The organism is Mesorhizobium sp. C268A (assembly GCF_040324475.1).
Taxonomy (GTDB): Bacteria; Pseudomonadota; Alphaproteobacteria; order Rhizobiales; family Rhizobiaceae; genus Mesorhizobium.
On sequence record NZ_JAMYVX010000001.1, the window covers coordinates 1,821,635 to 1,845,308 of the forward strand.

The window sequence follows — 23,674 nt, forward strand, 5'->3', positions numbered from 1 at the left end:
CTGCCTTCGAAGCAGGAGCCGCTTGAGAGGCAATATTGCGGCGTTTTAGATCCCGGCCTTCGGCTGCCCCCCGGGCGCAAGCAGCCAACCGGTCGGCGATCGCAACTGCCGTGAACAATCTATTTCACCGGCTCGGGCATCACAGCCTACCTTCGGCGGTTGCGAGCCGGCCCCGCATCAATTCGCGGCGCTTTCGAAACTCTGTGTATTCCTGGTCGGCCAGTACCCCGATCAGGATCACCGATCCACTCACGGCAAAGTTGAGTGAGGAGGGAATGCCTAGAAGATTGACAAGGTTCTGAAGCACCTGCAGCAAGATCGTTCCAAGCACCACACCAATGATTGAGCCTTCCCCGCCCCGCAACGAGAACCCTCCAATGACGGCGGCGGCGATCGCGTAGAGCTCGTAGAAATTGCCGTGCGAGCTTGGCAGGATCGAGCGTGTGAGAAAGATGGATGACAGCGCCGTCAGCCCGGCGCAGATCACATAGGCGCAGATGATAACCCGGCCGGTACGGATTCCCGAAAACCGCGCGGCCTCTTCATTTTTGCCGACGGCGTAGAGGTATAGTCCGAAGGCGGTACGGTGCAGAACGACCAACATCACCGCCGCCAGGACAAGCAGGAAGACAAAAGAATGAGGAATGGGAATGGAGGTAGGCATTGTTGGTAAGAACCGAAACCAGATCGGTGCGACCGGTGGTGAGATATTCCAGATCCTCGAAGCGGGTTTCGTAGGGAAAGCCTGCCGTCGCATCTTGGTGTTGCCCTGCTGCTCGCCGGCATGAAGATCGCCCGCACCATCCTGCGTCAGCCGGCCCTGCAGGCGGTGATAGCCGAGGAGCTGTCGCCGGGCGGGGCCGCCGACCTTTCCGATCAGTCCATAACAGACCACATCCTCGAACACGCCAAGACGGTTTATCACCCCTGCGGCACCTGCCGGATGGGCACCGATGACCAGGCGGTGGTCGACCCGCAATTGCGCGTGCGCGGCGTGCCGCGCCTACGCATCTGCGACGCCTCGATCATGCCGCGTCTCATCAGCGGCAACACCAACGCGCCGGTGATCATGATCGCCGATCGGTGCGCCGATTTCATCCTCGGCAGCGCTTAGCGAGAAACGGGCAGCCCAGAGAAATCCAGGCTGTTTTGAGACGGTGTATCTGTCCAGCGCATGCAGCGACTTTGTCGCGACCGAAACCGGACAGCTTGACGCCGCCGGGCGGCACGGTGATGTCGGCGCCGCCATACATTGCATAGGTCCTATCAAATCGAGACTGGGATAGCGATGCCAACGCGCTGCTGTTGGCCGCCAGAAAGCTGGTGCGGAACGCCTGGAGAAATTCAGGCGATGCAGGCAGCTTCACCAGACGCAGCAGTTCCAGCAGCATCCATGACGGCGCCGAAGTCGCGCCCGGCTTCCAGATCATCGCTGCGCCGGCCACACGCCCGGCCACTCGGTCTACCTCGCAAACTACGGCAAGGAACAGCGCATGATTTCGGGCGACACGATGTATGTGCCAGCGCTGCTGGCGCCGCATCCGGAGTGGCAAGGCAGCTACGACTAGGACGGGCCGATGGCGATCACCACGCGGCACAAGCTGATCGATCGCGTGATCGCCGACAACATCCGGATCTCGGGCGGGGGCTCTCAGAGAAGTTCCTGCTATTGCTGCTGCAGGCCGGTGATCATGGCAATGATCTCGTTCTTATCGGTCTTCGCGGTCTCGCGAATTCCAATCTGCTTGCCACGCCTGAGAACACAGATGCGGTCGGAGAGCTTGAAGACCTGGTCGAGGCTGTGGCTGATGATCAGGATGCCGACATTGCGCTGCTTCAGCGACTGGACGATAGCCTCCACCCGGGCGGTTTCGGCAACGCCCAGCGCCGCCGTCGGCTCATCCAGCAGGATCAGCTTGCTTGCCCAATGCGTGGCGCGCGCGATCGCAACGCCCTGGCGCTGGCCGCCGGAGAGATCGCGGATAGTGGCGTGGGCGGAGGGGATGCGCACGTCCAGTTCCTTCACCAGTTTCTCGGTCTCGTCGATCATGCGGCGGCGGTCGAGCAAACCGAGGCGGTTCAGCGGCTCGCGGCCGAGGAACATGTTCATGTAGACCGTCTGCTGGTCGGCCAGCGCCAGGTCCTGGTAGACGACCTCGATGCCGTGCGCGCGCCCCATGGTGGCATTCGACATCGTCACCGGTTTTCCTTCGATGACGATGGTGCCGGACGAGGGCGGGTGGACCCCCGAGACGATCTTGACCAGCGTCGACTTTCCGGCGCCGTTGTCGCCGACGAGTGCAACGATCTCGCCCGGGAAAACCTCGAGCGAAAAACTCTCGATCGCGGTGATGCCGCCGAAATTCTTGCGAATGTCGTGCAGCTGAAGGATGGGCGCGCTCACCGTCATGTGTTTCTCCTAGACTGGCCAGGCATAGGGTTCACCGAAACCGTTCTCGATGGTTTCCACTTTCGGATTGTCCGTCGAAATGCCCGACACGCCGACAATATGGGCGCGGGTGACGAAGGCCTGGCCACGGAAGCCGAACACGGCGCTGTCGCCAGGCTTCGGCGCGTTCGCGCCGGCGGCATCGATCATGGCGTAATAGTCGATCGCCGAGGGCGGCGGCACCTCGACGCTGCGCAGTGCCGAGCCTGCCGTCGTCGGGTCAGCCGAGACGATCGCCTTGACGTCGTAGTCGGGGAAGATCGGATCGATGTAGAAGCCGCCGCCAAGGCAATAGGCCTTGCCGCCGGAGAGATGCGAGACCTCGGTGAGATAGAGCACCGCCGGCAGCTCCGGCAAATCTTCCATGACATGCAATGCGGTGGTGCCATGCAGTCCATTGCCGGGCTCGCACTGCGTCGCGCCAGCCTCGGCGAGTGCCGCCAGCATGACACTCGACGTGGTGCCCGGCGCGTTGATCTCAATGTCCTTGCGGCCTGCCTTGGCCAACGCTTCCGCAGCTTTCGCGAGCGTCGCCAGATTGGGGGTCGGCAGTACTTTTCGCGAAGCATGGTCGAACAGCAGAGCAGGGAAAGTGGTGATGCCGGCGAAACGGCCGCCTTCGACGGCATCCAGCCGGTCGGCGACATCGATAATGTCGGCGGCATTGAAACCGCCTTCATGGCCGCGATAGAAGATATCGCCTTCGGCGGCGATGCGGGCCAGCAGGTCCTGCACATAGCCGGCCGCCTTGGCGCCTGCTGCCGCTTCCCCAGCCTTGGTATCGTTGAACACGGTCCAGTAGTCCGGCTTGAGGGTTTTCGCCGCAGCCGCCGCTTCGAATTTTGCGACCTGCTGGAGATGGCCGAGATGGCCAAGCTTCATGCCTGCCTTGTGGGTGGCGCGGGCGCAAGCCATGTCGACGGCGACCGCGCGGTCAATGCCGCCGCGCATCACAGCCCGGCAGAACGACGAGGAGCGGCCGACCTGCTTGGTCATGGCGAAGATCTTCAGGCCGTTGCGGTTGGCTTCGCTCTTGAGAACCCGCGCATTGGCCTCAACCGTGTCGAGATCGAGCACATAAGCATTGGCCGGCAGCTTACCTTGCTGGTGCAACCGGATAGCTGATTCGATGAAGGCGGGGTTGCGGCGGCGCAGAATTTCGAGAAACATGGATGGCTTCCTTCAGCGGTTCTTTTCGCGCAGCGACACGGCGACTGCGGTCAGGATGATGAGGCCGCGCACGATCATCTGGTCGGAGACCGACAGGCCCATCAGGATCAGGCCGTTGTTGAGCATGCCCATCATCAACGAGCCGACCAGCGCGCCGACCACGGAGCCCTTGCCGCCATTGAGCAGCGTGCCGCCGACGATGACGGCGGCGATGACCGTCATCAGGTCGGTTTCGCCGAGAGTATATTTCGCCGCCTGCAGGCGACCGGCATAGAGCAGGCCGGCAAGACCGGCGAGCCCGCCGCTGATGGTCAGCACGGCGAGCCTGATCCTGGGCACGCTGATGCCCGATACGCTTGCGGCGCGGGCATTGTCGCCGGTCGCCAGCACATGCGCGCCGAAACGGGTTTCGCGGAACACCAGGTGGCCGATGGCCACGGCAATCACCGACCACCAGACGAGTGAGGGGACACCGAGCAGCGAGCCGGAACCGAAGAAGCCGGTGAACGCTTCGTTGGTCACCGAGATCGAGCGAAGGTCTGTCATCGAACGCGAAACGCCGGCGAACAGGCCGAGCGTCGCCAGCGTCACCAGGAAGGAGGGCAGCCTGACATACGCCACCAGCACGCCGTTGATGACGCCGATCAGCAGGCCGGCGCCGAGGCCGGCGACTATCCCTGCCGGCATGCCGTACGCGTTGATGGTGACGGCGGCTGCAAGGGCCGCCACCGCCACGATCGAGCCGATCGACAAATCGATTTCTCCGGCCGACATGACGAAGACCAGGCCGATGGCCATGATCGTCACCGGCGTCGTCTGCAACACGATGTTCGATAAGTTTCGGACGGTGAGGAAGCCGCTGTCCCGCAGCACAATGGCGAAGAACAGGAAGATCGCCAGGAAACCGAGGTAGACGACGTATTGCTGCAGGTTGAAGCGGCTGGCGAAGCTGCCACCGGCACTGGTGTTGGCACTGGACATTTTATCCCTCCGGTGGTGAGCGCTTCGCCTCGAGCCTATTTCACCGCGTCCGCGATGGCCGCCGGTACGTCCCTGTTGAGGGACTTCTTCCAACCGTCCTTCACCGTGTCCTTGGTGACGGCGATGGAATCTACGGCATAGAATGGTTCGGCCTTCTTGCCGACCAGCGAACCTGCCGAGGCGCGCGCCAGCGTCACGCCAATGCTGTAGGCCTCGTCGGCGACGAGGGCCGCGATGTTGCCGCCCTTGACCATGTCGAGCGCGGCAGGCTCGTTGAGGTCGAGCGTGACAATCTTGGTGTGTGTGTTGCCGGCACCGCGCAAGGCCGAAAGCACGCTCAGCGCCGGTTCGGCCCAGGTGACATAGATGCCGTCCAGGTCCGGATGCTGGGTGATCATCGCCTGGGCGATGTCTTCGCTGCGCGCCGGGTCGGCCATGCCGGCCTCGGCCTCGATCTTCATATCGGGATAGTCCTGCTCGATGGTCTTCTTGAAGGCCTGGTCGCGCTGGTTGGTGACGTAGAAGTCGGCATCGTGGAAGATGTAGCCGACCTTGCCTTTCTTGCTGAGCGCCTCGGCCATGGCGATGCCGGCCTTGTTGCCCATCTGAAAGAGATCGTCGGAGACGATGGTGACATAGTCCCTGCCCTGCTTGTAGCCGGCCGGGGAATTGTCGACGAAGCCGAGCTTGACGCCGGCCTGGCGTGCCGGATCGTAGACCGAAGCTGCGGTCGCCGGATCGACGGGAAGCGACAGGATGATCGACGGCTTTTTGGCCATCACCGTCTCGATATCGGCCTTCTGTCGCGCGGCGTCGAAACCGGCATCGGTCTGCGCCACCACCTCGATGCCGAGGCGCTTGAATTCGTCATGGGCGCCGGCGTTGACGGCGTTGGTGTATTCGCTCATCTCGTGCCAGACGAGGGCGGCGGTGAACTTGCCGTCCTTGATCTGCTGCTCTTCGGCTGGCGTCAGCGTAAGACTGCTCGCCGGCACCGGCTTTTCACCGTTCGGTCCTGTGTTGACGCCTTCAGCGGCGAAGGCGTGCATGGCTAGCAGGCTCGCCACTGTCGTTATGATTACAGATGCTTTGCGCATGTCCCGGGTTCCCTTTTTGTTGTGTCGAAGAAAAGCTCCGGTGCGGCGGGCCGCGCCGGAGCGAGAGCCCTACTTGGCCGCGTCGAGCACCGGCTGCGGCGCGTCGCGGTTGAGCGAGTCCTTCCAGCCCTGCGCGACATTCTCCTTGGTGACGGTCAGGGCCGGGGCGACGACGAAGGCCGGTGTCGGCTGGCCAAGCAGCGACTTCATGCCGGAAGCAGCCATGGCGCGGCCGAGTTCATAGGCCTTGTCGGCGACGAGGGCTGCGACATTGCCGCCCTTGACCATGTCGAGCGCGACCGGCTCGGCGAGGTCGAGCGTGACGATCTTGGTCCTGGCGTTGCCGGCGCCGCGTAGCGCCGACAGCACGCCGTCGGCCGGCTCGGCCCAGGTCACGTAGATGCCGTCGAGATCGGGATGCTGCAAAAGCATCGCGTTGGCCAGTTCCTCGGCGCGGGCCGGGTCGGATATGCCCTGTTCGGCGACGATCTTGATGTCGGGATAGACCTTCTCGATGGTGGTCTTGAAGGCTTGGTCGCGCTGGTTGGTGACATAGTAGGCAGCGTCGTGGAAAATGTAGCCGACCTTGCCCTTGCCGCCGATCGCCTTGGCCATCGCGTCCGCAGCCTGCTTGCCCATCTGGAATAGATCGTCAGTCACGATCGAAGCGTAATCGGTGCCCTGCTTGTAGCCCTTGGGCAAGTTGGACAGGAACACCAGTTTGGTGCCGTCCTTGACCGCCTGGCGGAAGGCTTCTGCCGAGGTGACCGGGTCGAGCGGCAGGGCCAAGATGACGTTGGGCTTGGCGGCCAACGCCGTCTCGATGTCGCTGCGCTGGCGGGCGGAGTCGAACTGGGCATCCGTTTTGACCGCAATGGTGATGCCGGCGCGGGCGAATTCGTCGGTGGCGCCGGCGGTTACCGCATTGGTGAAATCGGACGAGGTGTGCCAGAGCAAGGCAGCCTTGTAGCCCTTGTCCTTGAGCGCGGCGATGTCGGCATCGCTTAGGATCACGTCGGCACTTGGCGTGGCGCTCTCGCCCTGCGGGCCGACCGTCTGTGCGAAAGCTGGGTTGGCGGCAAGCATCAATCCGCCGGCAAAGGCGGCGGCGATCAGTGTCTTCATCGGCATGTCAGTTCTCCCATTTTGCTTCGTTGGTGGTTCAGTCGGCCACGCCGCAGTAGCGGGCCATGAAGGCGGCGAAGCCGACTATGCCGGCGAAATATTCCTCGACATCGACGTGCTCCTCGAATGTGTGGCAATTCCTGATGTCGCCGGGCGCGCAATAGACGGCAGGAATACCGAGCTGATTGATGATGAAGGGGGACTCCGACCAGAACGGTGCGCCCTCGATGACGCCGCGTCCGCTCATTGCGCCAGCCATCGCGTCGGACAGCATGGCGACTTCCGCCCGCGTTTCGCCGATCTCGGCAGCGGTGCCGCCCAGCCTGTGGTCGCGGCCGGCGGGGTAGGCGAACTCTACCGAAATATCCGGATCGGCGATCGCGCCGCGCACGGCAGCCTCGATCTCGGCGGCGGCGGTGTCGAGGTCTTCGCCAGGCAACAGCTTGCGGATCAGCGAGAGCGTGCAGCGCTCGGGAACGGCAATGTAGCCGCCGCCGGCAAGCCCGGTGATAAGCAGGAAGCCGCGCCCGACCAGTTTGTGCTCGGCGCGCGCGGCGACCTCATCCGAATGCTTCCAAAGCGCCGTCATCGCGGCATGGCTTGCACGGAGCGCATCCTTGCCGAGTTCTGGCACACCGAAATAGGCGGATTTGCCGGTAATCGAGATATCGGTGATGAAGAAGCCGATCTGCGCCGCATAGACGGCCAGGCGGGTCGGCTCGACATAGACGCTGAAATCGGGTGCTGTGACCTCGCCGGTCTCGATGCGTCCGACGAAGTGCTTGATCCCGGCGGAAATGCCGGTGCCGGGCTGGCCGCTCTCCTCGTCGCCGACGAAGGCAAAGGCGACGTCGCCCTTGAGGCGAACGCCGGCCTTGTCGAGCAGCGCGAGTGCCGCCAGCGAAGCAATGATGCCGGCCTTGAGGTCGCCGGAGCCTCGGCCCCAGACAGCACCATCAATGATCGGGGCGGCGAACGGATCCTCACGGTCGGTGCCTGCCCAATGCTCGCGCCAGCCGTCGACATGGACGGTGTCGGTATGGCCGATGAACAACAGGCGCTTTCCCTGGTCGGCCCCCTTGCGCTCGCCCCAGATGTTGGGCCGCCCAGGAAGGAATTCCGTCCTGGTCAGGCCGCTGAGGTCAAGGTCGCGCATCCTGGCTTCGAGGAAGTCGACGAAGTTGGCTTCGTTGCCGGTGATGCTCTCTCGGCCGATGGCGCCGCGAAACAGCGTTAGTGCGTCGTCACGGTCGAGCGCTGCCTGCAGGCGGGCGGTAATATTGCAAGTCATATCGCGGCCTCCTTCAGCGCGGCGGCCTGGGCAGGCGGCAGCGAAATCCGGCCATCAGGCGCGTCGACGCCGAACAGCGTGTTGTGCAACTGGCCAAGGCCGATTGCCGCCGCGCCAATGAGGGCTGCGCGTGCGCCGAGTTCGCTCGCCTCGACCCTGACCGGATAGGGGAAGCATAGCGGCAGAAGCGCCTGCACCCTGGACAGGATTTCGGGCCGCAACCCAATCGAGCCGCCGAGGATAAACTTTTCTGGATTGGCGATTGCCGCGATTGCCGCAACGCCTTGCGCCAGATGGCGGGCAGTTTCGTCGAGCACGGTGAGCGCGTCCTTGTCGCCAAGCGCGGCATTCTCGAATATTGCCGGCACCGAGACCTGCCTGCCGGTGAGAGCGTGGTAGCGATCGGTCATGGCGTGGGTGGCCACCGCGCGTTCGAATGCGCCGGTGCGCAGTGATTCCTCGGTGAAGGGATCGGCCCCGATCGGCATGAAACCGATCTCGCCGGCGGCGTGCCCAGCACCCCGCACCAGATGGCCGCCCAGCATCAGCCCGCTGCCGATGCCGGTGCCGAGCGCGATGTAGGCGAGATTGTCGATGCCCTGGCCTTGGCCGAGCCAGTTCTCGCCAAGCACCGCGAGATTGACGTCGTTCTCGATCATCACCGCGACGCCGAGCGCTTCTTCGAAGGCATCCAGCACATTCATTGTGTCGAAGCCGGCAATGTTCGGCGCCATTAAAATGCGGCCGGTGGCCGGGTCAGGAGCGCCAGGCGCGCCGATGACGGCCAGGCGTATCTTCTTGCGCGCGACGTGCTGTCTGGCCGCGGCATCGAAGGCCAGCGCTGCAATCTGATCGACGACGAACTGGCCGCCGCGCGGGTCGGTCGGTGTGGCGGCTTCGGCAAAGATCTGGCAGGCAAGGTCGGTCAGCGCGACCCGCACCTTGGTGCCGCCAAGGTCGACGGCGATGATATAGGCTGCGTCGTGGACCAGTTCGTAGGTGACGGCGGTGCGCCCGACATGGCCGCTGGTGCGGCCGGTTTCCTGGACCCAGCCCTCCTGCTCGAGCCCGCGCATGATTTCGGAGATGGTCTGCTTCGACAAGCCCGTCAGCTTGGCGATCGAGGCGCGGGAGATCGGCCCGCCCTGGACGATCGCTTCCATCACGGAGCGCTGTGAGAACTGACGGGATATGCGCGGCAGGTCAGTCACATTGAACTCCGGTTAATTCGTTCTATAACCGAACTTATTATTCGGAACTGGACCTGTCAATGTATGTTCGCGAGCGGCCGTTTTTGCGCACGCGAACATTGATCCGGAGGCAGGATTCAGGCGCGTTGCTGCCGTTCGGCAGAAGATAAATGCGGTCAGGGAGTGGCTGGATCAGCTTCTTGAATCAATTGGGCGAACAGCTTCGTAGCGCATTGACAAATAACGATCATGTTAGTCTCTGAGGGTCACTGTTTTCTACAGGAGATCAACACAGCGGATGGTTCGCCGGTCCATATCTCTCGTATTCTCTCGTATGGGTCTGTCGAACCAAAGGACGATGAACGAGACTAACTATTGGCTTCGAATATTGGTGATGTACCGCGGGTCTGCCTCCCAGTGAATGGCTCAAATGGGGCCGGCAGCGGAACGTCCGCTTGCAGTTTGCAAACGTGGATAGCTACCATACCGCTTTCACTTGCAAAGGCGCGTTTGACGCCAACTGGTCTGGCCCGAAGCCGACATCTCCGTCCAGCATAGTCCGACCATGTTCGGCGCAAGCTGCTCGCTTGAACCGTGGGATAGAATTCCGCCAATTTCAGGCACGTGGTTGTCAGGCGCCTACCGAACTTGACAAGCAGTCTTGCAGGAACTGCGTCGAGCACTGAACGTTTGACCAAGCGCGGGCATCTCCGCCTTGGCTAAGGACCATCAATGTTCACGTTCATGTTTGCCACCGGCATCGAGAACAGCACCCCCACCATTCGACAAGGCCGGGAGCGCGTCGACGAAATGGAAAAATGCCGCTTCTACGAACGATGGCGCACCGACTTCGAACTGGTCCAGGATCTCGGGGTGCATTTCCTCCGCTACGGACCTCCCATCCACAAAACGTGGCTGGGTGATGGACGTTATGATTGGGCATTCGCCGATGAGACCTTCGCGGACCTGAAGGCGAAAGACATTCTTCCGATCGTCGACCTTTGCCATTTTGGCGTGCCGGACTGGGTTGGCAACTTCCAGAACCCGGACTTTCCGACACTATTCGAGCACTACGCCAGGGATTTCGCGATGCGCTATCCGTGGATCCAGCTCTTCACCCCAATAAATGAGATGTTCATCTGCGCCACCTTTTCGGCTCGCTGGGGATGGTGGAACGAACAACTGAGCAGCGACACTGCTTTCGTCACCGCCCTCAAGCACATCGTGAAGGCGAACGTGCTTGCCATGCGGGCGATCCTCGAGGTGCGGCCGGACGCCATCTTCATACAGAGCGAATCCTCGGAATACTTCCACGCCGATTCTCCCGAGGCGGTCGGCAGAGCGGAACGGTTCAACAGCGAGCGTTTCCTGTCGCTTGATCTCAACTACGGTCATGACGTCGACGCGCACACCTATCGCTATCTTCTCGAAAACGGGATGACGGCCGAAGAATACAGTTTCTTCCTGGAGAGCCATCTGCGCAGGCATTGCGTGATGGGCACCGACTATTACCAGACCAACGAACATCGGGTTTGGGCAGACGGAACGACGTCCGGGTCCGGCGAGGTGTTTGGCTATGACGAGATCACGCGGCAGTACTTCAACCGCTACCGGCTTCCCGTAATGCATACGGAGACCAACATCAGCGAAGGCCCCAATGGAGACGAAGCCGTCTATTGGCTGTGGAAAGAGTGGGCCAACGTGCTGCGGATCCGCAACGATGGCATCCCCATCGTAGGCTTCACCTGGTACTCGCTGACGGATCAGGTGGACTGGGACAGTGCGCTTCGGGAGAACAACGGACGGATCAATCCGCTCGGCCTCTATGACCTCGACCGAAATCCGAGGGCGGTGGGGCGCGCTTTCAAGGCGCTGATCGCGAACTGGAACAAGCTGCTGGCCACACAAAGTGTCTGCCTTGCTTTGCCGGTCTTTCTTCCCTCACAGCAGGACGATGCCATTGTTCGCGCGCAACAGAATTATGCGCGCAGCCTGCTGAGCGTGGATCGGGTCGCTGAAGGCTGGACTGAACCACTTGCTGCTCCCCAGAAAGAGGTCGAACCTGATGCGCCTGGATAACAAGACTGCAATCGTAACCGGTGCTGCAAGCGGGATTGGACTGGCCATCGCCATGCGGTTGGGCACCGAAGGTGCACGGGTGAGCCGACGTGGGTGGAGGCAAGGTCCAGAAGGCGCGCATGCGGTTCGACAAGGGGCGCTCCGGGGAGACCGCTATCACGGTGCTGTCGACTTGCGCTCACGCGTTCGGCAGGTTGGTGATAATCGTCAACAACGCGCCGGCCTGGTAATCTTTAACCATTGAGGCATTCACTAGAGCGGGCTGGCTGAAGGTGCTGAGCGTCGACCTGCTGGGAGCAATTTATTTCGCCGGAAAGGCATTCGCTCATATGACATCTGGCGGCGTCATCGTAAAACATATTGAGTGTGCGCGGTCGAGACGAGCTCCGCATGTCGAGCTATACGCCGCGGCAAAGGCCACCCTCCTGTCTCTAACCGAGACCCGACGCAGTTCGCACCTTGGCCGACTGGGCATGAATTCGGACGATTACCGAACCAAATGGAACCTGCCTCGCAATTACCCGATGGTGGCACCCAACTATTCGGGAAGCGTTCCGCATATCGCCTCTAACACCCAGTAGCGGACAGCTCTCGCCTGAGGCGTCAGTCGTCGTTGAAGCGCTCCGGCATCGCATTCGAGGCCAAGGCTGGTGCACAAGGATCATGACATCGAATTCCACTCTTTACAGGAACAAGTGCCTTTCCTCGGGATTAGGATTCGACGCCGCAACGGCGTCGAACCCCAAAGGAGACTCACATGAAACGTAAGATTTTGACAGCTACAGCGATCTCTCTCTGTCTCGCCACCGCGGCCTTGGCGCAGTCGTCGGGAACATCCAGCGGCACGAACGGAACTTCCGGCTCATCGGCCGGGTCGGGTATGAGCTCTACGTCCGGCTCCGGCCAAAGCGGTATCCCGAGCGGCTGGGACAGCAAGCTCTCCGGCTCATTCTTCAGCGACGCCAATTCGGGAAGACTTCTGTCGCAGGATGAGATCCGCAAGAACTGGTCGTCCCTGAGCTCTGAACAGCAGGCACAGGTTCGCTCCGACTGCTCGAGAATGACGGCCAGTAACGGCACTGGCTCTGGCACAATGACCGGCACGTCAGGTAGCTCGGCTTCGACCGGCAGTGATACAACGGCGAGTATCGGCACCGGCTCTGGCACAGCCACCGGCACTTCAGGCAGCTCTGGTTCGACCGGCAGTAACACCACGGCCAGCAACAGCACTGGTTCGGGTACAACCACCGGCACGTCGGGATCCTCGAATACAGCTGGCGATACGACCGCCAGCACCAGCACGGGTTCGGGCGCGAACTCGGCTGCTCAAATGGCTTCGATGCGGCAACTCTGCACTCAGGTTCAAGGGATGTGAGTGAATGCGGCGCTCCGGGCCGGCTTGGCCGGAATAAGAAGAGGCCTTGAAGGCCCGGGCATCGCTTTGGTTTGGTAGCCATTTCGGCGCTGAAGTCGGCCGGAGATCGGGGTGACAACTCGGCGCTTGTCGCGCTGCTTTTCTATCGCCGGCGACCGTCCCTCGCCAATAGCGCGCTTCGCGTCGAGACACTTCTCCCGGCTGAGGCAAGCGAGATTCCGTCCCGTCCATACCTGCCAAGATAGACCGTCTCGCGGCGTCCGTTGAGCCTGTAATCCAGCCGAAAGGAGATCGCGCCACTGGGCATGACGCGAACATACATGCCGTCGCGGTCCGCAATCTTGTAGATGTTCTCTTTTGGTTCAGGGCTTTAAGGGCGACGTCCGTCAGCATTCCCCGCTACCTCCTGAAAAGTACCGTCAGTACAATTTAGAGGCTCTTCGGCAGAAATTTTGTTTTATCTTCAATTCCTTAAGGCATAAAAAAATACCGTCAGAGCCTCATTGGATCTGACGGTACTTCGAAAAATCTGAGCTACCAATATGCGGAAGGTCCGTCAGCCGGTCCGTCAATCCAATCTCTGCGCACCGATTGTCGCCGAATGGGTTTATATGTGTTGTCAAATAGTTATGGCGTACAATGGCGTGTTTTCGGCGGCGTTTGAGTGGGCCTGAATCACTCCCACTCGATGGTGCCTGGCGGCTTTGACGTCACGTCGTAGACGACGCGGTTGATGCCGCGGACTTCGTTGATGATGCGGGTGGCCGCCGCGCCGAGGAAAGCCATGTCGTAGTGGTAGAAGTCGGCGGTCATGCCGTCGACGGACGTCACGGCGCGCAGGGCGCAGACGAATTCGTAGGTGCGGCCGTCGCCCATCACACCGACGGTCTGCACCGGAAGCAGCACGGCGAAAGCCTGCCAGATGGCGTCGTAGAGGCCGGCCTTGCGGATCTCGTCGAGATAGATGGCGTCGGCCTCGCGCAGGATTTCGAGCTTTTCGCGGGTGATACCGCCGGGGCAGCGGATGGCAAGGCCTGGTCCGGGGAACGGATGGCGGCCAATAAAACTTTCGGGCAGGCCGAGTTCCTTGCCCAGTGCCCTCACCTCGTCCTTGAACAGTTCGCGCAGCGGCTCGACCAGCTGCATGTTCATGCGCGCCGGCAGGCCGCCGACATTGTGGTGCGACTTGATGGTCACCGACGGGCCGCCGGTGAAGGAGACGCTCTCGATGACGTCGGGATAGAGCGTGCCTTGCGCCAGGAAATCGGCGCCGCCGAGTTTCTTGGCCTCTTCCTCGAACACTTCGATGAACAGCCGGCCGATGGTCTTGCGCTTCTTCTCGGGGTCGGACTCGCCTTCCAGCGCCGAGATGAATTTTTCCGACGCGTCGACCAGGATCAGCGGCAGATTGTAGTGCTGGCGGAACATCGCCACGACGCCGGCCGCCTCGTCCTTGCGCATAAGGCCATGGTCGACGAGGATGCAGGTCAGCTGGTCGCCTACCGCTTCGTGGATCAGCAAGGCAGCGACCGATGAATCCACGCCGCCCGACAGCGCGCAGATCACCTTGCCCCTGCCGACCTGTTTGCGAATGGTCTCGACCGCGTGCTCACGATAGGCGCGCATCGTCCAGTCGCCTTCGATGCCGGCGATGTTGTGCACGAAGTTTCTCAGCAGCCTGGCGCCATCCGGCGTATGCACCACTTCGGGGTGGAACATGATGCCGTACATCTTGCGCGCGACATTGCCGAAGATGGCGAAGGGCGAGCCTTCCGACTTGCCGAAGACTTCGAACCCCTTGGGCAGCGAGATGACGCGGTCGCCATGGCTCATCCACACCTGGTGACGCTGGCCGGGCGCCCACAGGCCCTCGAACAGCGGGCTGTCCTTTTCGATCTCGACGAAGGCGCGGCCGAATTCGCGATGGTTCGAGCTTTCGGCGACGCCGCCCATCTGCACGCACATGGCCATCTGGCCGTAGCAGATACCGAGCACCGGCACGCCGGCATCGAAGACGATCTGCGGAGCGCGCGGGCTGCCGATGTCCGATGTCGAGGCGGGACCGCCCGACAGGATCACGGCTTTTGGATTGATACGCTTGAAGGCAGCTTCGGCCGATTGAAACGGCACGATCTCGGAAAACACGCCGGCCTCGCGGATGCGGCGGGCGATGAGCTGCGTAAACTGACTGCCGAAATCGACAATCAGGACTGTATCGGGATGATTGGCTGTCGTCATGGCGAGCCTTTAGAGAAAGAAACGAGTCGGCGCAATGGGGTGCGTAGCCCGACTTTCAGAGCGCTGCCGGCTCTTGCCCAGGCTGCTCCTTGTGTAGCGTGCCGGAGCCGATGGCCTGTTCGAGGCGCACGACCGCATCCGCCAGCTTCTCGTCGATGACATGCAGATATTCGGTCCAGTCTCCAACGTGGCGCAGATCGGCTGCACCGTCTGAAATGCCGCGCAGGCCGATAAGCGGGATATCGAACAACTGGCAGGCGCGCAGGCAGGCGAAGGTTTCCATGTCGACCATATCGGCGGCGATGGCGTCGTAGGCGGCGCCGGTGATGATGGCGCCGCCGGTCGACAGGCTGGCTTCTTTCATGCCCGGTATCCTGAATGATAGCGGGACGGTCACCGGCAGGTCGAGGAACGGCGTCGCGCCTTTTTCGAAGCCTAGCGGCGAAGCGTCGATGTCGCGATAGCTGACCGAGACCGCCTGGTAGATTTCCGTCTGCTCTAGTGTGCGGCTGCCGGCGGAGCCGAGCGAGACGACGAGATCGGGCAACGCCTTCTCGGATTTCAGCCATGACAGTTCGGCGCCGAGCCGCACACCTGCCTCTACCGGGCCGACGCCCGTCATCAGCGGCGTGAACAGTTTTTGCAGATGCGGACCGTACTCGGCCTGCGCCGCCATGACGAAGAGGACGTCCTTGCCACCAATTCGCGTAATTTTGGCCATCAGCCTGCTATCCCGTCACGGCCAACCACCGTCATCATCGTGCCGGTCATGGTCGCGATCAGCTTGGCCTCGCCATCGGCGGCAAAGGCGTAGGCCTGGCCGTCGGCGACGATGATGGTGCGGCCGGGCTTGGTCACCGAGCCGCGGAACAGGAAGCGTTCGCCCCGGCCGGGCGCCAGGAGGTTGACCTTGAACTCGATGGTCAGCACGCCGGAATTTTCCGGCATCAGCGAGAACGCGGCGTAGCCGCAAGCCGAGTCCAGTGCGGTCGAAATCACGCCGGCATGCAGGAAACCATGCTGCTGCGTGAGTGCGGCCGAATAGGGCATTTCGATCTCGATGATGCCCGGCGTCACAAGCGTCAGTTCGGCGCCGATGGTCGCCATCGCCTGCTGGCGCGCGAACGACGCCCTGACGCGGTCCTCATAATCGGGTGCGGGTACGATCTTTGCTGCCATGGCCATCGCCCTGATTTATCTGCAAAGCTTATCGCAGACGCCTGAACGCCACGCAAATGCTTTTGCTGCACTGCAGCAAAGCACTCAGTTCAACAGGAGCAGCGACGCGTTGAGCAAGGTGGCGAAGGCCACCCATAGGGCATAGGGCGCAAACAGCCAGCCGGAAACCCGGTCGCGGTTCCACACCGTGGCTATGAACAGCGCAATGCTGGCGAGAAGAGCCAGGATCACGACCAGTGCCGGCCCCACCAGTTTGGCGCCGAAGAAAGTCGGCGACCACGCGAAGTTCAGAACAAGCTGGAGGGCCCAGATCTTCATCGCGGCGCCTGCTCGTTCCCGCTCCCATGTCCGCCAGCCGGCTACGGCGATCAGCACATAGAGGAGCGTCCAGGCCGGCGCGAAGACCCAGTTGGGCGGGTTGAAGGGCGGCTTGGCGAGCGAGGCATACCATTCACCCGGCAACGTCGCATAGCCGATCAGCAGACCTCCGCCGAGCACCAGAAGGAGGAAAAGCAAAAGCGACACATATCTTTGCAAGAATTCTACCCCGTCTTGCGGCCGACGCCGCGCATCTGCAACTGGAGCGCTATGTCAGCCTGTCAATCGCAGCGTCAATTCGCCCGACGCAGCGCACAGAAATAGAAGCCGTCGGTGCCGCTCAGAGCCGGCGACAGCGAGATATCGCTTGTCTTGCCGATCCGGGCGGCCGCTGCGTGACCGGGGAAGCTGGCATCCCAGAGCGCGCGATGATCGACCGGAACGAAGCCCTTGTGCCGTTCGCGAAAGGCGGCGACCTGCTCGCCATTCTCCTCGTCGAACACCGAACAGGTGATGTAGACCAGCAGGCCGCCCGGTTTGACATAGGCCTTCGCCGCATCGAGGATCGCCGACTGCTCGCCCTTGCGGGCATCGAGCTGTCTTTGCGTCAGCCGCCATTTGGCGTCTGGACGGCGCCGCCAGGTGCCACTGCCGGTGCAGGGCGCATCAACCAGCACGATGTCCATGTGGCCTGCGAGGGGGCTGAGCTCAGCCGGCTTGGTGACAACCTGGACGTTGCGGTTTTCCGAACGGCGGAGGCGGTCGAAGATCGGCGCCAGCCGCGCTTTTTCGGCATCATGGGCGAAGACCTGGCCTTTGTTGGCCATCGCCGCCGACAGCGCCAGCGTCTTGCCGCCGGCGCCGGCGCAGAAATCGAGCACCTGCATCCCGGCTTGCGCGCCGGCAAGGGCGGCAACGATCTGCGAGCCTTCGTCCTGGACCTCGAACCAGCCTTTCTGGAAGGCCGGCTCGGCCTGTACGTTCGGGTGCCTGCCGTCGCCGTCGATGGGCGGGATGCGAATGCCTTGCGGCGCGATAGCGGCTGCCTTGGCGCCGGTTTCGGCGAGTTCCGCCAGCACTTTGGCGCGGTCGGACTGCAGCGTATTGACCCTGATGTCGAGCGGCGGGCGGGTCGCCAAAGCCGCCCCTTCCGCAACCCAGTCTGCGCCAAAGGATCGTTCGAAGAGCGGCGCGCACCAGTCGGGTATGTCCGCCCGCACCGCCTCCGGCGCGTCTTCAGGCCGGCGCTCGGCCAGCGCCTGCAACTCGGCGGCGCTGAGCAGCGGCGGCGCGAACTTGTCACCCTGGAGCGCATCGTTAAGCGATTGCGGCGTCTGGCCCCATTCGATGAGCAGCGCGCCGAAGCCGATGGCGCGGGGCGTGTCTTCACCCAAAAGCCAGCCGGCGGAACGTTTGTGGCGCAGCGCGTCGTAGACGATGTTGCCGATCGCCGCGCGGTCGCCGCCGCCGGCAAAGCGATGCGACAGGCCCCAATCTTTCAGCGCATCGGCCACCGGCCGGTGGCGCCGGCCAATGTCGTCCAGCACTTCAATGGCTGCCGCCAGCCGTCCGCCCAGTCGCATTCGTCATTCCACCTATCGAGCACAGTATCCTTCGGCCTGCTCTTAGAGCGTTTCGCGTCGAGATTGAACCCCGCTTGAATTTCGCGGCGACGAGGCCTTCCGCTCGCGGCCGACGATTTTCCCCGCCGGCAAATGTCCGCCCGCCGGCGATAACAAATCTCAAATATATGCAAGATCTCTAATGTTGGTAACTGGCCGCCGTAAGCACGATCTGTGGCGCAATTGCTCTGCTTTCCAAGCTTTTGCGTTGGGAATACTCTTTGCGCCATGATTCGCGGCGCGGAAAAGCGGACCGACGGATCGATACGAGGAGAGGGCAATGAAAACGTATCTTGCGGAAGTTCTAGGGACATTTCTATTGGTGTTTATCGGCACGGCGTCGGTGGCGACGGGTGGCTTTCTCGCCGACTTGCCGCTGGGCCAGGAAGCCATCGGCCTGGCGTTCGGCATCGGCCTGATTGCGGCGGCTTACGCGGTGGGTCCCATCTCAGGCGCACATCTCAACCCGGCCGTCACGCTCGGCGTCTTCCTTGCCGGCCGGCTGCCGGCCAAGGATGTGATTCCTTACTGGATCGCGCAGATCATCGGCGCCATTCTGGCCTCGCTGGCGCTGTGGATCATCGTCTCCGGCCAGACCGGCGGGCACACCACCGGTTTCGGCGCCAATGGCTGGGACGTGGCGAAATGGGGGACGAGTTCGGCCTTCCTGTGGGAGCTGATCGGCACCTTCACCTTCGTCACAGTCATCCTCGGCGTCACCGCCGAGAAGCACTCGACGGCGTTCGCCGGCCTGGTCATCGGCCTGACGCTGGCCGGACTGCACTTCGCAATGATCCCGGTGACCGGCACCTCGCTCAATCCGGCGCGTTCGATCGGCCCGGCGCTGTTTACCGGCGGCGCAGCCCTCAGCCAGCTCTGGCTGTTCATCGTTGCGCCGCTGATCGGCGGCGCAATCGCTGGCGTCGTCGCCAAGGCACGCATCTTCGAAAAGGACTGATTTCGAAGCCTGCGAAAACGAAGGGCGCGGGCCTCGGCCCGCGCCCTTCGTTTGGGAGGTTGTATCAGGCAGCGATGTCGAAACGGTCGGCGTTCATCACCTTGGTCCACGCCTTGACGAAATCGCCAACGAATTTCTGCCCGGCATCCGCCGACCCGTAGACCTCGGCCAGCGCGCGCAGCTGCGCATGCGAGCCGAAGATCAGGTCGGCGCGTGTGGCGGTCCACCTGACTGCCCTGGTCTTGCGGTCGCGTGCTTCATAGACCTCATGCGAGCCCGGCTCGGAGGCCGGATCCCAGATGGTGCTCATCGAGAGCAGGTTGACGAAGAAGTCGTTCGTCAGCGTGCCCGGCCTGTCGGTCAACACACCATGCTTCGAGCCGCCGGTGTTGGCGCCGAGCACGCGCAGGCCACCAACCAGCACCGTCATCTCCGGCGCCGTCAGGTTGAGCAGTTGCGCCCGGTCGACCAGCATGGCTTCGACCGACATCGGCGGTTTGCCCCTGACATAGTTGCGGAAGCCGTCAATTTTCGGCTCGAGCGCCGCAAAGGAATGGACGTCGGTCTGCGCCTGCGAGGCGTCGGTGCGGCCGGGCGTGAAGGGAACCTTCACCGCATTGCCGCCATCCGTTGCGGCTTTCTCGACCGCGGCGACGCCGCCGAGCACGATGAGGTCGGCCAGCGAGACCTTCTTGCCGCTTGCGTTGAACTCGTTCTGGATGGCTTCGAGCTTCGCCAGCACGGTAGCCAGTTCGACAGGCTGGTTGACCTCCCAGTCCTTCTGCGGCGCCAGGCGAATGCGCGCGCCATTGGCGCCGCCGCGCTTGTCGGAGTTGCGGAAGGTCGAGGTCGAGGCCCAGGCGGTCGAGACCAATTGCGAAACGCTGAGGCCCGAAGCCAGGATCTTGGCCTTCAGCAATGCGATGTCCTGGTCGCTGACCAGCTCATGGTCGACGGCCGGAACCGGATCCTGCCAGATCAGCTCTTCCTTCGGCACCAACGGGCCGAGATACCGCACGACCGGCCCCATGTCGCGATGGGTGAGCTTGTACCAGGCACGGGCGAAGGCATCGGCGAACTGCTCCGGATGCTCATGGAAGCGGCGCGAGATCTTCTCATAGGCCGGGTCGGCCCGCAGCGCGAGGTCGGTGGTCAGCATTGCCGGCGCATGACGCTTCGAGGGATTGTGCGCGTCCGGCACCGTAACCGCGCCAGAGCCGCCCTTCGGCGTCCACTGATAGGCCCCGGCCGGGCTCTTGGTCAGCTCCCATTCGAAGTTGAAGAGATTGTCGAAGAAGTTGTTGCTCCACTTGGTCGGCGTCGTCGTCCAGGTAACTTCGAGGCCGGATGTGATCGCGTCGCCGGCAATGCCGGTGGCATGCTTGCTCGACCAGCCGAGGCCCTGCGCCTCGATGCCCGCGCCTTCCGGCTCGGCGCCGACCAGTGTTGCATCACCGGCGCCATGGGTCTTGCCGAAGGTGTGGCCGCCGGCGATCAGCGCCACGGTTTCCTCATCGTTCATTGCCATGCGTCCGAAGGTCTCGCGGATGTCGCGGGCCGAGGCCAGCGGATCCGGCTTGCCGTTCGGCCCTTCCGGGTTGACGTAGATCAGGCCCATCTGCACCGCGCCGAGATGGCCGTGCAACTCACGGTCGCCGGAATAGCGCTTGTCGTCGAGCCACTTGGTTTCCGAACCCCAGTCGACATCCTGCTCGGGCTCCCAGACATCGGCGCGGCCACCGGCAAAGCCAAAGGTCTTGAAGCCCATCGATTCCAGCGCGACGTTGCCGGTGAGAATCAACAGGTCGGCCCAGGAGATCTTGCGGCCGTATTTCTGCTTGACCGGCCACAAAAGCCGGCGCGCCTTGTCGAGATTGGCGTTGTCCGGCCAGCTGTTCAGCGGCGCGAAACGCTGCTGGCCCGCACCGGCGCCACCCCGGCCGTCGCCGATGCGATAGGTGCCGGCGCTGTGCCAGGCCATGCGGATGAACAGCGGCCCGTAATGGCCGAAATCGGCCGGCCACCAATCCTGCGAATCCGTCATCACCTTGTGCAAATCCTCGATCACCGCGTCGAGGTCGAGCGTCTTGAACTCCGCGGCGTAGTCGAAAGCTTCGCCCATTGGGTCCGAAAGGCTCGACTGCTGGTGGAGAACGCCGATGTCGAGCTGGTTCGGCCACCAGTCGCGGTTGGTCCTGGCGGAGGTTCCATGCGCGACCGGGCATTTGCCGGCGCTGTTGTCGTCGGTCATCGCGTCCATCTTGGCCTCCGAATTGCTGATTTATGTGTTGTTTTTTCCGGGCCGGCCGGGAGCCGCGCCACTCTGGAATGGTTCCAGACTAAGCCGTCTCTTCGATAAAAACAAATTGCCTTTCCTGTTTGTTGCGATAGGCTTTCCTTATGATTGGCTTGACCGTGCGGCAGATGCAATATTTCGAGGCTTTGGCGCAAACGCTGCATTTCGGCCGCGCCGCAAAACTCGCCGGTGTCAGCCAGCCGGCGCTGTCCGCGCAAATCGCCGAGATGGAGCAAAGGCTGAACTGCCGGCTGTTCGAGCGCGGCGGCAAGACGGTGCGGATGACGGAAGAGGCGCAAGCGCTGCTGCCACGCATCGAGCGCATCCTGCGCGATATCAGCGACGTCGAGACGACGGCCCGGCGCGGCCGCCCGGCCATGGAAGGCCGCTTCCGGCTAGGCATCATCCCGACCGTGGCGCCGTATCTTTTGCCGCATGTGCTCCCGGAACTGAAACGGCATTTTCCGTCCCTGCAGCTCGAACTGCGCGAAGCAGTGACGGCATCACTGGTCGAGGACACGGCAACCGGACGGCTCGACGCCTTCATCGCCGCGCTGCCGCTCGAGCAGCCGGGCCTGGTCACCGAGGAACTGTTCGCCGACCGCTTCTTCCTCGCCGTGCCAGCCGGAGATCCAGCCTTCGCCTCGCCACCGGTGCCGCCGGAAAGCCCGGCGCTGGAGCGGTTGATGCTTTTGGAGGAAGGCCACTGCCTGCGCGAACAGGCGCTGGCCCTGTGCGGCAGCGTGCGTCCCGTAGCGATGGCAAGCTACGGCGCCACCAGCCTGACGACGCTGCTGCAGATGGTGGCGCATGGTCTCGGCGTCACGCTCATCCCCGAAATGGCGGCAAGGCCGGCCAGCGCCATGCCGGACCTCAAGATCGTGCCGTTCCAGGAGCCAATGCCGCAACGCACGATCTGCCTCGCCTGGCGCCGCAACAAGGTGCGGCATGATGAATGCGTGGAACTGGCGAAGATCATTCGGGGGTTGGATGCGGCGGTGCTGGGGGTGTGAGTCGTTCGGGTCTTGGATGGCGCCTTGGGAACCCCGAAAAGAAACTCAAATCAGGCGCGTTCGAGAATACCCGCCTTGATGGTTGGTCGCCAGATCGCACCAAAGCCTCAAGGGATAAATATCAGAAATACATACGTAAAAAACACAACGGCATGGACGATTCCGGTCAGGAAGGTCGTCCTTTCGTTGCTAAAGCTTACGCCGCATATGAAAAGCGCTAAAACCAAAAGTACGGCGTCAGCTTCCGGGAGCCCCAGGGTCAACCCTCGTCCCGTAAGCAGGCTGGCTGCTGCGACCGCAGGTATCGTCAAACCAATCGTGGCGCAAGCCGAACCCATTGCGACATTCAGGCCGCGCTGCAGCTCATTGTTGAGTGAAGCGCGAACCGCCGAAATGGCTTCCGGCATCAAAACCAGACCCGCGATCATTGCCCCCACAATGCTGTCAGCCTGGGTCACCTGGTAAGCAACGAGCGCATTTTCAACACTTGCGGCGACCTGCTCGGCGAGCATGACAATTCCGATCAGTCCGATTACCAGGAGCAGAGCGCTGGAAGAGATGCTTTTGTGAGGGGCGGTTCGCGCCGAAAGGTCGTGTGCCAGTCCTTCGATGAAATCGTCCCGGTGCCGGACTGTCTGCGCGAACACAAAGCTTGCATAGAGCAGCACGGAAAGAACGCTTACCAGGCCAAGCTGAGCTGCCGAAAATGTGCCGGGATCGGTGGTCCGCGTGTAGGTCGGCAGGATAAGCGTCATGACGGTCAGTGCGGCCAAAACCGCCAGATATGCGCTGGTCCCTTGCCGGACAATTGCCTGCTTGCGATGCCGCCAGCCGCCAAACGTGAGACACATTCCGACAACGCCGGTGGAGGCAATCATCACTGTCGAGAAGACCGATTCACGTGCAAGCGTGGGGTTGTTCTCTCCATGCAGCATCATGGAAACGATGATCGACACTTCGATTGCCGTCACGGCAAAAGTCAGCACCAATGTGCCGTAAGGCTCCCCCACACGGTGGGCCACCGCCTCGGCGTGATCGAGCACCACGAAAATAGTGATGAACATGATCGCACTCGAGAGCGCTCCGACGAGAATCCTGACGCTCGGCGAACCTTCGTCCACCGATAGCCCGCTGACTCTGACCGCAACGGCCAGTGCCAGCGCGGCCAAAGGCATCGCATAGGAAGTCGCTGATCGTGCGAAACCAGTCATTCAAGCCCCAATGCGTTCGGCGAACCTTGCGGAAGCCTGTCGAGCACCCCAATGTCGTTTCGAAGCCCGGCAGTCCCGTCCC

23 protein-coding genes and 2 pseudogenes are annotated in these 23,674 nt (G+C 62.5%); 7 read left to right on the forward strand and 18 right to left on the reverse strand.

Features of this window, described 5'->3' with window-relative positions; all coding sequences use genetic code 11:
- Positions 1-139: 139 nt before the first annotated feature.
- Entirely contained in the window at positions 140-664 is a 525-nt protein-coding gene (locus NKL06_RS08990) for an ABC transporter permease (RefSeq protein ID WP_050587046.1), read from the reverse strand.
- Positions 665-784: 120 nt separating this feature from the next.
- Here NKL06_RS08990 and NKL06_RS08995 point away from each other — a divergent pair, with 120 nt between their 5' ends.
- Positions 785-1,114, forward strand: a complete 330-nt coding sequence (locus NKL06_RS08995) for a GMC oxidoreductase (protein WP_023692322.1) — start codon at positions 785-787, stop codon at positions 1,112-1,114.
- On the opposite strand, the gene NKL06_RS09000 is transcribed toward NKL06_RS08995, so the two are convergent.
- Entirely contained in the window at positions 1,095-1,430 is a 336-nt protein-coding gene (locus NKL06_RS09000) for a hypothetical protein (protein WP_023807576.1), read from the reverse strand. The genes NKL06_RS08995 and NKL06_RS09000 overlap by 20 nt on opposite strands.
- Here NKL06_RS09000 and NKL06_RS09005 point away from each other — a divergent pair.
- Positions 1,390-1,643 (forward strand): annotated as a pseudogene (locus tag NKL06_RS09005) (MBL fold metallo-hydrolase); the annotation flags it as partial. The gene NKL06_RS09000 and the pseudogene NKL06_RS09005 overlap by 41 nt on opposite strands.
- A gap of 23 nt (positions 1,644-1,666) precedes the next feature.
- Here the strand turns inward: NKL06_RS09005 and NKL06_RS09010 are convergent.
- From NKL06_RS09010 to NKL06_RS09040, 7 genes are all read right to left on the reverse strand, one after another.
- A complete protein-coding gene (locus tag NKL06_RS09010; RefSeq protein ID WP_023686849.1) occupies positions 1,667-2,410 on the reverse strand; it encodes an ATP-binding cassette domain-containing protein in 744 nt (247 codons plus the stop codon).
- A gap of 9 nt (positions 2,411-2,419) precedes the next feature.
- Positions 2,420-3,619, reverse strand: a complete 1,200-nt coding sequence (locus NKL06_RS09015) for an alanine racemase (RefSeq protein ID WP_023692324.1) — start codon at positions 3,617-3,619, stop codon at positions 2,420-2,422.
- A gap of 12 nt (positions 3,620-3,631) precedes the next feature.
- Positions 3,632-4,600 carry an ABC transporter permease gene (locus NKL06_RS09020; protein WP_023692325.1) on the reverse strand — a complete coding sequence of 323 codons (969 nt, stop codon included), beginning with the start codon at positions 4,598-4,600 and terminating at the stop codon, positions 3,632-3,634.
- A 35-nt stretch (positions 4,601-4,635) separates the two neighbouring features.
- Positions 4,636-5,697: a substrate-binding domain-containing protein gene (locus NKL06_RS09025; protein ID WP_023692326.1), complete on the reverse strand. Its 1,062-nt coding sequence runs from the start codon at positions 5,695-5,697 to the stop codon at positions 4,636-4,638.
- Between the two features lie 69 nt (positions 5,698-5,766).
- Positions 5,767-6,828, reverse strand: a complete 1,062-nt coding sequence (locus NKL06_RS09030) for a substrate-binding domain-containing protein (protein ID WP_023667731.1) — start codon at positions 6,826-6,828, stop codon at positions 5,767-5,769.
- Positions 6,829-6,859: 31 nt separating this feature from the next.
- A complete protein-coding gene (locus tag NKL06_RS09035) occupies positions 6,860-8,113 on the reverse strand; it encodes a M20 family metallopeptidase (RefSeq protein WP_023692328.1) in 1,254 nt (417 codons plus the stop codon).
- Complete coding sequence (locus tag NKL06_RS09040; RefSeq protein WP_023681814.1) at positions 8,110-9,324, reverse strand: ROK family transcriptional regulator; 1,215 nt, start codon at positions 9,322-9,324, stop codon at positions 8,110-8,112. The genes NKL06_RS09035 and NKL06_RS09040 overlap by 4 nt, the downstream gene beginning before the upstream one ends.
- Before the next feature lie 711 nt (positions 9,325-10,035).
- Between NKL06_RS09040 and NKL06_RS09045 the strand changes: the two genes are divergently transcribed.
- The 3 genes from NKL06_RS09045 to NKL06_RS09055 are packed head-to-tail and all read left to right on the forward strand — an operon-like array spanning position 10,036 to position 11,963.
- Positions 10,036-11,382 (forward strand): family 1 glycosylhydrolase, encoded by a 1,347-nt coding sequence (locus NKL06_RS09045; protein ID WP_023692329.1) that lies wholly within the window; start codon positions 10,036-10,038, stop codon positions 11,380-11,382.
- Positions 11,383-11,434: 52 nt separating this feature from the next.
- Positions 11,435-11,626 carry a hypothetical protein gene (locus NKL06_RS09050; RefSeq protein WP_280939971.1) on the forward strand — a complete coding sequence of 64 codons (192 nt, stop codon included), beginning with the start codon at positions 11,435-11,437 and terminating at the stop codon, positions 11,624-11,626.
- 28 nt (positions 11,627-11,654) lie between these two features.
- Positions 11,655-11,963, forward strand: a complete 309-nt coding sequence (locus NKL06_RS09055) for a MucR family transcriptional regulator (RefSeq protein WP_155927194.1) — start codon at positions 11,655-11,657, stop codon at positions 11,961-11,963.
- A 172-nt stretch (positions 11,964-12,135) separates the two neighbouring features.
- On the opposite strand, the gene NKL06_RS09060 is transcribed toward NKL06_RS09055, so the two are convergent.
- The 7 genes and pseudogenes from NKL06_RS09060 to NKL06_RS09090 form a co-directional block, all read right to left on the reverse strand.
- On the reverse strand, positions 12,136-12,684 hold the full coding sequence (locus NKL06_RS09060; protein ID WP_023692331.1) for a hypothetical protein: 549 nt from the start codon (positions 12,682-12,684) through the stop codon (positions 12,136-12,138).
- Between the two features lie 189 nt (positions 12,685-12,873).
- Positions 12,874-13,150 (reverse strand): annotated as a pseudogene (locus tag NKL06_RS09065) (Arm DNA-binding domain-containing protein); the annotation flags it as partial.
- Between the two features lie 282 nt (positions 13,151-13,432).
- On the reverse strand, positions 13,433-14,995 hold the full coding sequence (guaA, locus tag NKL06_RS09070) for a glutamine-hydrolyzing GMP synthase (protein WP_023692332.1): 1,563 nt from the start codon (positions 14,993-14,995) through the stop codon (positions 13,433-13,435).
- A 55-nt stretch (positions 14,996-15,050) separates the two neighbouring features.
- Positions 15,051-15,716 (reverse strand): 5'-methylthioadenosine/S-adenosylhomocysteine nucleosidase, encoded by a 666-nt coding sequence (locus NKL06_RS09075; protein WP_023807579.1) that lies wholly within the window; start codon positions 15,714-15,716, stop codon positions 15,051-15,053.
- A complete protein-coding gene (locus tag NKL06_RS09080; protein ID WP_023686843.1) occupies positions 15,716-16,174 on the reverse strand; it encodes a PaaI family thioesterase in 459 nt (152 codons plus the stop codon). The genes NKL06_RS09075 and NKL06_RS09080 overlap by 1 nt, the downstream gene beginning before the upstream one ends.
- A gap of 84 nt (positions 16,175-16,258) precedes the next feature.
- Positions 16,259-16,711 (reverse strand): TspO/MBR family protein, encoded by a 453-nt coding sequence (locus tag NKL06_RS09085; protein WP_023692334.1) that lies wholly within the window; start codon positions 16,709-16,711, stop codon positions 16,259-16,261.
- Between the two features lie 74 nt (positions 16,712-16,785).
- Complete coding sequence (locus NKL06_RS09090; RefSeq protein WP_023692335.1) at positions 16,786-18,075, reverse strand: RsmB/NOP family class I SAM-dependent RNA methyltransferase; 1,290 nt, start codon at positions 18,073-18,075, stop codon at positions 16,786-16,788.
- Positions 18,076-18,394: 319 nt separating this feature from the next.
- Here NKL06_RS09090 and NKL06_RS09095 point away from each other — a divergent pair, with 319 nt between their 5' ends.
- On the forward strand, positions 18,395-19,072 hold the full coding sequence (locus tag NKL06_RS09095) for an MIP family channel protein (RefSeq protein WP_023681822.1): 678 nt from the start codon (positions 18,395-18,397) through the stop codon (positions 19,070-19,072).
- 64 nt (positions 19,073-19,136) lie between these two features.
- Here NKL06_RS09095 and katG read toward each other — a convergent pair whose 3' ends face one another.
- The gene (gene katG / locus NKL06_RS09100) at positions 19,137-21,332 is read right to left on the reverse strand and encodes a catalase/peroxidase HPI (protein ID WP_023692336.1); all 2,196 of its coding nucleotides are present in this window, start codon (positions 21,330-21,332) and stop codon (positions 19,137-19,139) included.
- A gap of 140 nt (positions 21,333-21,472) precedes the next feature.
- Here katG and NKL06_RS09105 point away from each other — a divergent pair, with 140 nt between their 5' ends.
- On the forward strand, positions 21,473-22,381 hold the full coding sequence (locus NKL06_RS09105; protein ID WP_023667719.1) for a hydrogen peroxide-inducible genes activator: 909 nt from the start codon (positions 21,473-21,475) through the stop codon (positions 22,379-22,381).
- Positions 22,382-22,488: 107 nt separating this feature from the next.
- Here the strand turns inward: NKL06_RS09105 and NKL06_RS09110 are convergent, their stop codons facing one another.
- Complete coding sequence (locus tag NKL06_RS09110; RefSeq protein ID WP_023692337.1) at positions 22,489-23,592, reverse strand: calcium:cation antiporter; 1,104 nt, start codon at positions 23,590-23,592, stop codon at positions 22,489-22,491.
- Positions 23,593-23,674 lie beyond the last annotated feature (82 nt).

Excerpts from the sequence above, each read along its gene's own strand:
- NKL06_RS08990 (WP_050587046.1), bottom strand. The coding sequence starts at position 664 with ATGCCTACCTCCATTCCCATTCCTCATTCTTTTGTCTTCCTGCTTGTC.
- NKL06_RS08995 (WP_023692322.1), top strand. The coding sequence starts at position 785 with ATGAAGATCGCCCGCACCATCCTGCGTCAGCCGGCCCTGCAGGCGGTG.
- NKL06_RS09000 (WP_023807576.1), bottom strand. The coding sequence starts at position 1,430 with ATGATCTGGAAGCCGGGCGCGACTTCGGCGCCGTCATGGATGCTGCTG.
- NKL06_RS09010 (WP_023686849.1), bottom strand. The coding sequence starts at position 2,410 with ATGACGGTGAGCGCGCCCATCCTTCAGCTGCACGACATTCGCAAGAAT.
- NKL06_RS09015 (WP_023692324.1), bottom strand. The coding sequence starts at position 3,619 with ATGTTTCTCGAAATTCTGCGCCGCCGCAACCCCGCCTTCATCGAATCA.
- NKL06_RS09020 (WP_023692325.1), bottom strand. The coding sequence starts at position 4,600 with ATGTCCAGTGCCAACACCAGTGCCGGTGGCAGCTTCGCCAGCCGCTTC.
- NKL06_RS09025 (WP_023692326.1), bottom strand. The coding sequence starts at position 5,697 with ATGCGCAAAGCATCTGTAATCATAACGACAGTGGCGAGCCTGCTAGCC.
- NKL06_RS09030 (WP_023667731.1), bottom strand. The coding sequence starts at position 6,828 with ATGCCGATGAAGACACTGATCGCCGCCGCCTTTGCCGGCGGATTGATG.
- NKL06_RS09035 (WP_023692328.1), bottom strand. The coding sequence starts at position 8,113 with ATGACTTGCAATATTACCGCCCGCCTGCAGGCAGCGCTCGACCGTGAC.
- NKL06_RS09045 (WP_023692329.1), top strand. The coding sequence starts at position 10,036 with ATGTTCACGTTCATGTTTGCCACCGGCATCGAGAACAGCACCCCCACC.
- NKL06_RS09050 (WP_280939971.1), top strand. The coding sequence starts at position 11,435 with ATGCGGTTGGGCACCGAAGGTGCACGGGTGAGCCGACGTGGGTGGAGG.
- guaA (WP_023692332.1), bottom strand. The coding sequence starts at position 14,995 with ATGACGACAGCCAATCATCCCGATACAGTCCTGATTGTCGATTTCGGC.
- NKL06_RS09075 (WP_023807579.1), bottom strand. The coding sequence starts at position 15,716 with ATGGCCAAAATTACGCGAATTGGTGGCAAGGACGTCCTCTTCGTCATG.
- NKL06_RS09080 (WP_023686843.1), bottom strand. The coding sequence starts at position 16,174 with ATGGCAGCAAAGATCGTACCCGCACCCGATTATGAGGACCGCGTCAGG.
- NKL06_RS09090 (WP_023692335.1), bottom strand. The coding sequence starts at position 18,075 with ATGCGACTGGGCGGACGGCTGGCGGCAGCCATTGAAGTGCTGGACGAC.
- NKL06_RS09095 (WP_023681822.1), top strand. The coding sequence starts at position 18,395 with ATGAAAACGTATCTTGCGGAAGTTCTAGGGACATTTCTATTGGTGTTT.
- katG (WP_023692336.1), bottom strand. The coding sequence starts at position 21,332 with ATGGACGCGATGACCGACGACAACAGCGCCGGCAAATGCCCGGTCGCG.
- NKL06_RS09105 (WP_023667719.1), top strand. The coding sequence starts at position 21,473 with ATGATTGGCTTGACCGTGCGGCAGATGCAATATTTCGAGGCTTTGGCG.
- NKL06_RS09110 (WP_023692337.1), bottom strand. The coding sequence starts at position 23,592 with ATGACTGGTTTCGCACGATCAGCGACTTCCTATGCGATGCCTTTGGCC.